The sequence below is a fragment of the Verrucomicrobiales bacterium genome, assembly GCA_016793885.1.
GTDB lineage: Bacteria > Verrucomicrobiota > Verrucomicrobiia > Limisphaerales > UBA11320 > UBA11320.
The window spans coordinates 83,779-95,379 of the sequence record JAEUHE010000177.1; the positions used below are offsets into that span (position 1 = coordinate 83,779).

The following is an 11,601-nucleotide window of genomic DNA, read 5'->3' on the forward strand; positions in this document are numbered from 1 at the left end:
ACTTATGAAAACGCACTCCCGCATTCTGATAATCGCCGCCGTCCTCTGCATCGGACTCATGCCCGCGATTGCCGCTGATAAGCATGATCACACCCACAAAGCCACGCCCAAAGGGGGCCGCCTGCTCGACAAGACCGAGCCTCATGCTGAGTTTGTCGTGGAGAAAGACCACAGTGCCACCATCCACTTTTACAACGAAGAGATGAAGCCAGTGGCGGCAACCACTCAAAGCGTGGTCGTCATCGCCGACGCCAAAAGCGGCAAGACCAAGCTCGAGTTCGAAAAAAAGGGGGATGTGCTAACCAGCAAGGCCAAGCTGCCGGCGGGCGACGGCTATAACATTGTCGTTCAGTTCCGGCAAACCTCGGAAGCCAAGCCCGTGAACCTCCGTTTCAAGCTCGATCTGAGCGTCTGCGGCGAGTGCAAACGCGCCGAATACGGCTGCACCTGCGAGCACTAACCGCAGGATTCTAGTCGGAGTCCGGCACTGGCACCACATCGACGGCCACCTTCAGCTGATGCTCTCCGCTCCCTAGGATGACACCCCGAATAGGGCTGACGTCGCTATAGTCGCGTCCCCAGGCCACCGTGACGTGTCGAGTCGTCGGCATCACGTTGTTGGTGGGATCCACATCGACCCAGCCCAGCCCAGTGCAGTAAACCGAGACCCAGGCATGGGACGCGTCCGCACCCATCAAACGGGCCTGTCCCGGAGGCGGCTGAGTCTCCAGATAGCCGCTCACGTAGCGGGCCGGCAGGCCTAGGGATCTCAGGCAGGCGATCTGGAGGTGGGCAAAATCCTGACACACGCCTCGACGCGACTTGAAGACCTGCTCGAGCGGAGTCGCCAAGGTGGTGGCCTTGGGATCAAACTTGAAATCGTGATGGATCCGACGCGTGAAGTCGTTGATTCCCTCCAGCAGGGGTCGGTCCGCCGGAAACGAGGGCAGCGCGTAGTCACCATATTCCTCCCGCGTCCGGATGAGCGGAGAATCGAACAGGAAGTCACTCGCTTCCAAGGCGGCTCCGATCTGCGCGCCGCGGCAAGAGTCTCGCACTGTCTGCCAACTGGGGGTTTCCTGCGGCAATGGTCGAAGCGCCAACCCGGTCATCACTTTGCTGGAAGCACGCACAATGAGACGCCGATGGCTACCCTCCACCGTCACACACCGAACCGAATTGCCGAAATAGTCGACATGACTCTGGATGATCGTGGGACGCGGATCGAGCTGCAGATGGTGGGTCAGCACGCGCTGCGGCCGCGACTCGCGCGGGTGCAGGCGCAGCAGGTGATGCGAGAGCGCCACCGCATTAAGGTAGTCGTAGGTCGTGGTGTGGGTGATTTCGTAAATCATGCGTCCCCCCAGTTAACTCACGCGGGCCACCGTATGGCTGAAATAGTGCTGAGTCAAATCGTTGGAGAGCCGACCAAACTCCGCTGGAAAAAAGTCAAGCCACGCCAGCAATCGTTCGCGGTTGCCGCCGACATAGTCCGCGCACAGCCCCGGGAACTGACCATCCTCGAGATGTCTCACCAACGCCAGAATGCGCTGCTGCTCCGGGTTGGCGAAGGTCATATTGGGGTCGGTGGGCAGATTCGCGGCGTGCTGACGCAAGGAATTCAGCTGAAACATCAACGCGCGCGGATTGCCCTTGTCGAACATCAGCAGCTCCAGCACCGGTGCCAGCTGCGCCTGCGCGAAGAACCGACGGCGGTACGTCATGGAGCTGTCGGCCACCTCGAGCAGTGGCTCCAACGTCGCCAACTCGTGGTGATCCGTGTCGAGGGCGGCGCGAATCGTCGTCGCCAGGTTCATGCCACGCTCCAGCCGACGCCCAAAATCCAGAAACCTCCAGCCATGACCGCGGGTCATGTTCTCCAACTCCATCCCGCTAAACGCCGCCAGGTCGATGATCAAAGTATTGAGGAGGGTGAGCGCATTGGCCATCGGGATCCGTCCCGCTCGGGTCCGCGAATCCAACTGGAGTTGGTTCAAAATCCTCCACGTGTCCGAGGAAAAGCGATCGCGAACGATGGAGGCCGTATGGCGGATCCGCAGCACGATCTCACGCACACTGCCCACGCGATGAGGGCTATAGACGCCTTGCAGAACCGCATGCTCCAGCTCCTTCAACGTCACACTCGTCTCAAATCGAGGCGGAAGCCGCTCCAGCCGCACAAACCAGCGGATAATGCCGGCGAGACCTGACACCCCTTCCCCGGCGCCCTCATCGACTATCCGGGTGACTAAGCAACGCAAGAGGCGAAGGGCATCCTCCAGCCGCTCCGCATAGCGTCCGAGCCAGTACAGATTGTCCGCCACACGGCTGGGCAACTCCGTGGTGACACGGGTGACCCCGATGGGCTGTCCTGCTGAACTCAGCAAGGAAACCGGCAGCACGGGCCCTTCGGACATGACCCAGGTGTCCTTGCTACCGCCCCCGCTTTGCATGGACACGACTGGGTCCTCGGCTTTGGTGGAAACCCGCGTCAGCCCACCCGGCATCACCGTGAACGAGTCCCCGGTGGCTGCGATGTAGCTGCGGACCACCACTCGGCGCGCGGCACACTCTCCGTCCGTCCAGACGGGAACCGTCGACAAGCCCACCTTCTCCTGCCCGACGAATTCGTGGGGCCGTTGGCGAATCATGGCAACCAACTCGGCTCGCTCCGTAGTCCCGAGCTGCTCTCCGAAGAAGGGTAGACCGCGAACGGTGCCGAAGGCCGGCTTCACGACGATCTCGTCGAGATGCTCGAGCACATACTGCTGTTCCTTGGCTTGCCCGCACCACCACGTGGCCACGCTGGGCAGCAGCAATTCCTCCCCCAACAGATGCCGACACAGGCTGGGAAGAAAGGCCATGAAAGCCGGGCTTTCCACCAAACCCGATCCCAGGGCGTTAGCGATCGTGACATTCCCCGCCCGTGTGGCTTCGACCAACCCGGGCACACCCAGGAAGGAATCGCCGCGCAGTTCCAGCGGATCGCAGAACGTGTCGTCCACCCGACGCAAGATCACGTCAACTTGCTGCAGGCCTTCCAGGGTCTTGATGAAGACCCGCCGGTCCCTCACCGTCAGATCCCCGCCTTCCACCAAAGTGAACCCCAGATACCGAGCCAGGTAGGCATGCTCAAAATACGTTTCATTGTGGGGTCCTGGGGTCAGCAGGACCACGTTGGGGTTGTCCCGATTCCCCATCGCGAGGCTTCGCAGCGTATCTCGGGACATCTGAAAGAACGAAGCCAGCCGCTGGACCTGGCAGTCCCGAAACTCATCGGGCAGGACCCGCGACAGAACGATGCGGTTCTCCAAGGCGTAGCCACTTCCGGACGGGGCCTGAGTTCGATCCGCCAACGCCCACCAGTGGCCGTCAGGAGAACGGGCCAGATCCACCGCATGGAGGTGGAGATACACATCACCCGGAGAACGAAGTCCGTGACACGGACGCAGAAAGCTGGGGTTGGCAAAAATCAGGGACGGCGGCAGAAACCCCTCCCGCAGCAGGCGCTGCGGCCCATACAGATCGCCAAGAACCAGGTTCAACAGGCGCGTCCGCTGCCTGAGCCCTTGCTCCAATCCCACCCATTCCTCGGGAGGGATCGGCAGGGGCATCATGTCCAACTCCCAGGGCCGATCCATGCCCTGCGGATCTCCGTAGACGTTATAAGTGACGCCGTGCTCGCGGATCATCCGACGCGCATTCTCCCAGCGCGCCGTTAACTCATCCCGCCCCAGCCGATCGAAGGCGTTGACCAATACCTTCCAGTGCGGTCGAACCTTGTCCGGAGCCTCCAACATCTCGTCAAAGGCGTCGGGCACGGGAGCGTACCTCGACAGAATCCTGTTTCCAGGATCTGCGGGGGCCATTTCAGTTGCACCACTCATTCCCAGAGATCAACTCATGAGCAGCGCCGTAAGTCCAAGGTAAACGGAAAGTGAGGGTCGGTCGGAATCACCTTGGGCTCCATCGGGCCAGGTGTGTGTCCGTGTCGGAAAAACCTCGCCATCCGCCGGCTCTCCGCTTCATAGGCGTTCACCGGGAAGACGTCGTAGTTCCGACCGCCCGGGTGCATGACGTGGTAGGTGCAGCCACCCAAGGATCGTCGATTCCAAAGATCCACCAAATCGAATACCAACGGCGTATGAACCGGGATGGTCGGATGCAGGCAATTCGGCGGCTGCCAGGCGCGATAGCGCACGCCGGCAACGGCCTCACCATTGGTGCCAGTCGGTCGCAACGGGACCGCAATTCCGCCCACGGCGATGGCATGTCGGCCGGGTATCAAGCCGCGTGCCTTCACCTCCAACCGTTCCACGGAGGAGTCCACGTAACGAGTGGTGCCTCCCGCCCCGGGCTCCTCACCCAGCACGTGCCACGGCTCCAAGGCCTGCCGCAGGTCCAACTGAATGTCAAAGGCCGTCAGATCGCCTAGCAGTGGGAAGCGGAACTCAAAATGTGGGGCGAACCATTCGGACTGGAGGCGGAATCCCGAGTCACGAAGCTCCTGCACGACCTCGCAAAGATCTTTCCAAACGAAATGAGGGAGCATCCACCGATCATGGATGTCCGTGCCCCAGCGCACGAGGTGGGTCGGATAGGGACGTTCCCAAAACTTCGCGATCAACACCCGAAGCAGAAGCTGCTGTGCCAAACTCATCCGATGATGCGGCGGCATCTCGAAGGCCCGCATCTCGAGCAGGCCAAGCCGTCCGCTCTGACTCTCGGGGGAATAGAGCTTGTCGATGCACAGTTCCGCCCGATGCGTGTTCCCCGTGGCGTCCGTCAACAAGTGACGGAAGAGCCTATCCACCAGCCAGGGCGGACAAACCTGTGCCCCCGGCAACTGGCGGCAGGCGATCTCCAGCTCGTACAGCGCGTCGTTGCGAGCCTCGTCCAACCGGGGGCTCTGGCTGGTCGGACCGATAAACATGCCGCTGAACAGGAAGGACAACGCGGGATGGTTCTGCCAATAGCCGATTAAACTTCGCAAGAGATCAGGACGCCGCAGGAACGGACTGTCGGCCGGAGTAATGCCACCCAACACGATATGGTTACCTCCTCCGGTTCCGGCATGACGACCGTCGAGCATGAACTTCTCCGCCGTCAAACGGGCCTGGGCCGCCTGATCGTAGAGAATCTCAGTGGTCTTCACCATCTCCGGCCAGGACTGCGCGGGATGGATATTCACTTCGATTACCCCAGGATCCGGCGTGACCTTGATGACCCGGAGGCGTGGGTCAAAAGGAGGCGGATAGCCTTCGATGATTACCGGCAGGCCCAAAGCCGCCGCTGTGTCCTCAATAACGGCAACCAGCTCAAGGTAGTCTTCCAGCACTCCGAACGGGGGCATGAAGATGTACAGACGTCCATGTCGAGGCTCCACGCAGAGAGCCGTTCGGATAACCCCGGGAGCGGATTGCCCTCGACTAGGGACAGCCATGGGGGTCTGCTCCCGAACTCCTTGCTCCAGCTGTGCCACCTTGCGGCCGGTTCCCGGCCCGATTCCGGTCCGGGCCGCATCCAGGGGAACAGCCAGGGGTTTGAAAGAAGTCGGCAAAGGCGAGCGAAGCTCTAGGGGCGAGCGATCCTCCGCATAAGGAAAATCAGCCTCGGTCACCCAGGGCAATGAATCCAATGGTAGACGCAGTCCGATGGGCGAGTCTCCAGGAATGAGGTAGCACCGCTCCGATCGGAGAAACCACGGCCCGCTCTTCCAGCGAGGCCCCGCGGCTGCATCGCCCGGCCCCAGAGGAAGCACGTACCCAATGACATCATCTAGCCCTCGTTCAAAGACTTTCGCCAGTCGCGCTCGATCCTCCTCATTCGATAACTTGGACTGGAACGGGTCCACGTTCGTGGGCAGCCGCCGCTCCTTCCACAGGTAGTACCAGGCATCCTCGAAGGCCGGCAGAATGAATCCGGTCCCGCAACCCAGCGCGGTGGACAGAGCCTCCATGAACCGTTCCGCCTCGGGCCTACCGTGCCCATAGTTGCGCGATTCGTCGGCGAACAGCTGTTCACGCTCCCAAATGGGATGGCCATCGCGACGCCAATACGCGGCGAAGGACCAACGAGGCAGCGATTCGCCAGGATACCATTTACCCTGGCCGTAGTGAAGCATCGCTCCCTGGGTAAATTGCGTCTTGAGCCGTTTGATCAGCTGGTCACTGAGCAGACGCTTGTTGGGTCCCATCGCCACGGTGTTCCACTCGGCGCCATCGCGATCGTCCACCGAAACGAAAGTGGGTTCCCCGCCCATCGTCAGCCGGCAATCTCCCTGGATCAAACGCTGATCCACTTCCTCCCCCAACTGAACAATCGCCGCCCATTGGTCATCGGTATAGGGCTTTGTCACTCGAGGCGATTCGTAGATCCGCGACACCTTCATCTGGACGTCGAAGACCGCCTCGCACTCATCAACCGCGCCCGAGATCGGCGCCGCGCTTTGGGGATCCGGAGTGGCAGCCAACGGAATATGCCCTTCCCCCGCCAGCAATCCGGAGGTGGGATCCAATCCAATCCAACCCGCGCCGGGCAGGTAGACCTCGCACCAAGCGTGGAGATCCGTGAAGTCCTGCTCCGGACCACTGGGACCATCCAGGGACTTAACATCGGCCGTCAGCTGAATGAGATAACCGCTGACGAACCGGGCAGCCAGACCGCAATGACGGAACAGTTGGCACAGCAGCCAAGCCGAGTCGCGGCAGGAACCACTGCGGAGCGCAAGGGTTTGCTCGGCGGTTTGAACGCCAGGTTCCAATCGAATCAGATACTTGATGTCCTCCCAAAGCCGACGATTGAATCCCACCAGGAAGTCGATAGTGCGGACGCGTCCCTCCGGGATGGTCACCACCGGAGCCGGATGAGGGGGCGGGGGCAGGATTCCTCCATCGTGATGGATGTCCCCGGGCACTTCGGAATGCGGAACGGGCGTCGCGGGAACGGCGGCTGCGGCCGGTTTGGCTGGCCCGAGCACCGCCTGTCGGACCTCGTCCAGATAGGCTTTGAAATGAGGGGTGAGCGGACACTTGAGCTGGAACGGCTGCAGCTCGTGCTCCAACGCATGATCATATTCGAAAGGAAACGTTTCGGCGTGCGGCTCGAGAAAAAAGTCGAACGGGTTATGCACCGACATCTCCGCCACCAGATCGATTTCCAAGACCAATTCCTCGGTGGGCTCGGGGAACACGAGGCGGGCCAGGTAGTTCGATTGCGGATCCTGCTGCCAGTTGATGAAATGGGTCTTCGGCGAGACCTTCATCGAGTAGCTGAGAATGCGGGTGCGCGAATGAGGCGCGGGACGCAGCCTCACGACCTGTGGGCCGAGATTGACACGGCGGTCGTAGCGGTAGGAGGTCCGGTGGTGCAGAGCGACGTGAATGGACACAATAGTTTAGGGTTACTCAGCTGCGAGGCCGCAGATCTGAGAATGGGGGCGTTAAATCAAGAGACCATGACCTCTGGTCTGGGATAACCACTGGGCTGATGATGTGCTGTGTCTGAAAGCGATCGTGAGTCACGGGTCGCTTCATTCATTGACTCAATCCTCGGCGTGCCAAGGTGGGCGCAACCGCCGACTGACGGGCGAAAAAGGTGTCAAAAACGCTCCCGCCGATCGCATTCACCCGGTTTTGCAGGTCGTCCAAATATTCATGCAGACCTTGATTCAAGATCTCATCGACATTGACATAGGCGAGATCGGAGCTCAGCTGCCCCATCAAGCGCTCGGCATTGTTCTTGAAACTCCCAATGGGAGTTCCCGAGATACGGTGCAGGCTGTCCTGGGCGCAGTTCAGACAGAAGCGAATGGCTCGCGGAAACTCGGAGTCGAGGAGGAGGAAATGCACGATCCCCTTGGGGGAGATTCGACCGTGACGCTTACGATACATCTCAAAGGCGCTCGCCGATCGCAACACCGCCGCCCATTGGATATCGTCAAAGGCAGTACCCACCTCCGCCACCGACCTCAGCAGGATGAAGTACTTCACGTCCAAGATCCGCGAAGTCTTGTCCGCCCGCTCGAGCTTGCGGCCGAGCCGACAGAAATGCCACGGCTCTCCGTGGGTCATCGTGGCTTCGGTGACTCCGGTGAATAGGTGGCTGGAAAGTTTGACCTGGGTGTAGAAGTCATGAGGTGACTCGGTGTGCCGCTCGGACGAAGCGGCATCGTTCACCATCAGGTAAAACTTGTTGAGCTGAAGCCACATTTCCGACGAGATGATCTCGCGCACCGAGCGCGCATTCTCGCGCGCAGAACGCAGACAGGAAATCATCGAGTTAGGATTCTCCCGATCAAACGTCAGAAAATGAATGACGTTGTGCTGGGTCGGCTTGCCATAGCGCTTGGCAAACAGCTCATGGTCACCGGTGGTGTTGACCAACGGCTCCCACTGTTGATCCGCCCCGCTCGGAGCATCGAGCATGAGGTTAAGATTCACATCAATGAACCGCGCAACGTTCTCAGCGCGCTCCACATAGCGGCTCATCCAATAAATCGAGTCAGCAACACGGCTCAGCATGGCGAGGGCACTCCTACCGGAGCTTGGGTTTGCGATTGAGATTGAGATTGAGATTGAGACTGACCTGGTGTTTGCGTTTGGGAGAGCGATTGAGGCTGTCTGGCCACGGGCTCAAGCTCCCCGTCGTCCAAAGGCCGCTCGGCGAGCACCCAGGTGTCCTTGCTTCCTCCACCTTGGGAGGAATTCACCACCAAGGAGCCTTTCTTCAAAGCCACTCGGGTGAGTCCGCCGGGCAACACGAAGATTTCTTTTCCGTAAAGCACATAGGGCCGCAAATCTACATGTCGGCCTTCTAAATGATCTCCCACCATCGTCGGCACTCGCGAAAGGCTGAGCGTGGGTTGAGCAATGTAGTTGCGCGGATTCGCCTGAATCCGCTTCGCAAACTCCGCCTGATCTTCCTTGGTGGAATGCGGACCAATCAGCATTCCATAGCCTCCCGACTCGTTCGCGGCCTTGACTACCAATTCCGGCAAATGCTCGAGCACATACGCCAAATCCCCCGGCTCGTCACAGATGTAGGTGGGCACGTTGGGAAGAATGGCATCCTCGCCGGTATAATACTTGATGACCCGGGGAATGTAAGCATAGACCACCTTGTCATCCGCCACTCCTGTCCCCGGCGCGTTCGCCAAGGCCACGTTGCCCGCTTTGTAGACCTCCATGATGCCTGGAACACCCAGCATGGAATCAGGACGGAAAGCCTCAGGATCCAGGAAGTCGTCGTCAATCCGACGATAGATCACATCAACGCGCTCCAATCCATGCGTGGTGCGCATCCACACGTAACCATCCGAAACCACCAAGTCGCCCCCTTCGACCAGTTCCACGCCCATCTGCTGGGCTAAGAACGAGTGTTCGAAATACGCGGAATTAAACATCCCGGGAGTCAGCAAGACAACGCGCGGCGAGCTCACCCCTTCCGGTGCCAGCGAATCCAACATGTCTCGCAGCCGGATCGGATAGCTTGCCACCGGGCGGATCCGAGACGACGCGAAAATCTCGGGAAACAGGCTCTTCATCAGATGCCGGTTTTCCAGAACGTAGGAAACCCCGGACGGACAGCGCAGGTTGTCCTCCAAGACATAAATCTGGCCATCCCGATGCCGGACCAAGTCGGTCCCCGTAATGTGACACCAAACCCCACGCGGAGGATTGATCCCGATGCACTGCTGGCGGAACCCCTTGGAGGAAAGGATGACATGTTCAGGGACTACTCCATCCTTAATGATTTTCTGATCGTGATAGAGATCGTCGAGAAAGAGGTTGAGAGCTCCGATCCGCTGCTTAAGGCCCCGGTCAATCCGATCCCACTCTGTGGCAGGAACGATTCGGGGAATCAGGTCGAACGGCAAAGTTTTCTCTACCCCCGCGGTTTCACCGTACACATTGAAGGTGATCCCCATCTGGACCAGGGCCCGATCGGCGGCTCGCTGGCGCAAATTCAGCTCCCCTTCAGGTAGGGATGCCATGTTGCGGGCCAAGGGTTTAGCTGCGGCCCGTGGTTCACCACTCTCTCCGAACATTTCGTCGAAGAACCCTTCGATATTATAATTGGCGAGGTTCATGGAACAAACGCGTTCATGAGTCGAATTCTTGTTTTCGATCAATTCTCTTGCTGCTTTCGATACCGCCCAAGCAACTCCAATGCCTGACCTGGGAACCCTCGATTGGCGGAGGATTCGAAGTCGATCGCCCCGACTGCATGTTGAGAAATAGACCGCATGCTCAAAGCCCAACACCGTCCAAGTGACCTAGAAACCGCAGCCCCGCGACCTGACCTGGTGGTAGCGGCCGCCCCCTAGTAGGCAGTCGCCTTAGACTCCGCCGCAACACTTCTTATGCTTTTTTCCACTCCCGCATGGACACGGGTCGTTGCGACCCACCTTCGCGGGAGCCACATAGGGCACTGGCTTGGGAGAGAGTTCTTCCGCCCATCCCGGAGAAAACTCAGGAGGCTCCGGCTCATCGTCGCCAAACATCATTTTGACCTCCTCCGGCGTCAGATCACCCTCATCGTCATCCTCCCCGACGGTAAACCCATCCTCGTCCACCGCCTCCACCGTGGGTTCGATCAGGCCGTCCTCCTCGGCTTGGTAACGAAGCCACTCGCCACAACACGCCAGCGCATCGATCGGTGCGAAGGTCGCTCGGAGGCCTTCTAAGCGCCACGGATTACCATCGTGAAGCTGGCCGGCCACCACCTCGATGGAACAGATCCCTTCTAACTCGGCGGTATCGGACAGCACCTCCAGCATCTCGGCTTCCAACTCGGGGGCCGGGAGATCAAACGTGGACTCGACAAGCGCAGCCCAAACGGAGGGATCGCCCGGGCGTTTCAGGGTTTTAAAGAGAGTCTTGAAGTCTGCAGCCACCGCCTCGCGCGAGCGTTCCGCCCACAGAAACTGAACCAGCAAAGCACGAACGGCTTCGTCACGCACCGACCCGGATATCCCTTCATTATGAACGAAGGCCATCACGGGAGCCGAATCTCCACCACACACCGAAGCCAGCACCGCCGGCCCGTGGCAGTAGAACAGGCTGCCCGTCAAATCGAGAGGCTCCGTATCGGGAAGGGAGCAGAGCCGAAGCAGAGGCGCCAGGGCCTGACGTTCCTGAAAGTGAGCCAGCAGGTAAATGGCGAAAACGTGTAGATGGCCGCGAGGTTCTTCCAGATGAGGAACTGGATTCAACGCCACCTCTTCGATGACCCGAACCAAAGCAGGAACCACGGCTTCGCGCTGTTCGATGGCTGCGCTTAACGCACGACCGTAAGGAGCAAAGTTAGCATCTTCCGGGAGCGGAGTGCTGAGTTGCTGAAGGATTGCGGAGACGGTCATCACGGTGTGGGCAGCCTGTTCCGCCCCCTCCACGAAATCAAGCCCGCCGAATCGTGGCACCTACACCTCTCCCACTTCCCTATGGGCCGAGACGGCCTACGCTACAATTGATAGGGGTAGGAATGCGGGATTGACCGCACCCCTCCCTCCAAACCGGACTGGCGGATTTCCCGCATCCGGCTTACCAGTCAGTAGGGTCCACAGTGGGGCTGAAGCCTATTGAGTCGGGTATCCTGCCA

At 59.8% G+C, this 11,601-nt stretch carries 7 protein-coding genes; 1 reads left to right on the forward strand and 6 read right to left on the reverse strand.

Annotated features, from left to right (window positions below; all coding sequences use genetic code 11):
- Positions 1-4: 4 nt before the first annotated feature.
- Positions 5-460, forward strand: coding sequence for a hypothetical protein (locus tag JNN07_19780; GenBank protein MBL9169985.1), 456 nt, complete (start codon positions 5-7; stop codon positions 458-460).
- A gap of 10 nt (positions 461-470) precedes the next feature.
- On the opposite strand, the gene JNN07_19785 is transcribed toward JNN07_19780, so the two are convergent.
- The 6 genes from JNN07_19785 to JNN07_19810 form a co-directional block, all read right to left on the reverse strand.
- Positions 471-1,355, reverse strand: coding sequence for a transglutaminase family protein (locus JNN07_19785; GenBank protein ID MBL9169986.1), 885 nt, complete (start codon positions 1,353-1,355; stop codon positions 471-473).
- A 12-nt stretch (positions 1,356-1,367) separates the two neighbouring features.
- A complete protein-coding gene (locus tag JNN07_19790) occupies positions 1,368-3,821 on the reverse strand; it encodes a circularly permuted type 2 ATP-grasp protein (protein ID MBL9169987.1) in 2,454 nt (817 codons plus the stop codon).
- An 80-nt stretch (positions 3,822-3,901) separates the two neighbouring features.
- Positions 3,902-7,390, reverse strand: coding sequence for a transglutaminase family protein (locus JNN07_19795; GenBank protein ID MBL9169988.1), 3,489 nt, complete (start codon positions 7,388-7,390; stop codon positions 3,902-3,904).
- A 145-nt stretch (positions 7,391-7,535) separates the two neighbouring features.
- On the reverse strand, positions 7,536-8,522 hold the full coding sequence (locus JNN07_19800; GenBank protein ID MBL9169989.1) for an alpha-E domain-containing protein: 987 nt from the start codon (positions 8,520-8,522) through the stop codon (positions 7,536-7,538).
- Positions 8,516-10,090, reverse strand: coding sequence for a circularly permuted type 2 ATP-grasp protein (locus tag JNN07_19805; protein MBL9169990.1), 1,575 nt, complete (start codon positions 10,088-10,090; stop codon positions 8,516-8,518). The genes JNN07_19800 and JNN07_19805 overlap by 7 nt, the downstream gene beginning before the upstream one ends.
- A gap of 249 nt (positions 10,091-10,339) precedes the next feature.
- Positions 10,340-11,362 carry a DUF1186 domain-containing protein gene (locus tag JNN07_19810; GenBank protein ID MBL9169991.1) on the reverse strand — a complete coding sequence of 341 codons (1,023 nt, stop codon included), beginning with the start codon at positions 11,360-11,362 and terminating at the stop codon, positions 10,340-10,342.
- Between the last annotated feature and the right edge of the window lie 239 nt (positions 11,363-11,601).